Source organism: Vibrio sp. 970 (genome assembly GCF_033339075.1).
Genome location: NZ_JAWOTW010000829.1, coordinates 1 through 515 on the forward strand (window position 1 = coordinate 1; position 515 = coordinate 515).

Here is a 515-nt window from a genome sequence, read left to right on the forward strand (position 1 = left end):
AAGGTGTGATAAGGGTAGTAGAGTAGAATGTCTTTGGCTTTGATGGCTTCGAAACTGTTGGCGTAACCTTCAAAGTCTGCACACTTCATTGGTGGCATTGGTTTGTTTTCGAGGTATTCTCGCCCGACGTTTGGAAAAGCGATGAAATCTTTGAAGTTGTGGTAGCGTCCACCTGGAATTAGGTTGTCGTAATTGGAAATTCTTAGTTTGCTGCACAAGAAGTCGAGCATCTCTTGCGGCATTTCACGCTCATACACAAAGCGTACTGGCATGGCGGTTAAACGTTGGTTTACACCTGCTGACATTTGCTCTAGCAAGCTGTATTCGATTTCATTACGCAAGTCGTATTCTGCATCACGCGTCATTTTCATCGCGTAGCCTGCGAGCTCATCATAGTCGAAAAAGCCTTTAAAAAGCTCGTCTAAACAGTATCGGATGATGTTATCAAGTAAGATGATGGTCTTACGGCGTTTGCCTTTTTGCTCTGGCACCATCACGAAGCGTGGCAGGTGGTC

1 pseudogene is annotated in these 515 nt (G+C 45.2%); it reads right to left on the minus strand.

Features of this window, described 5'->3' with window-relative positions:
* Positions 1 to 515 (minus strand): annotated as a pseudogene (locus tag R7Q11_RS29435) (RNA degradosome polyphosphate kinase); the annotation flags it as partial.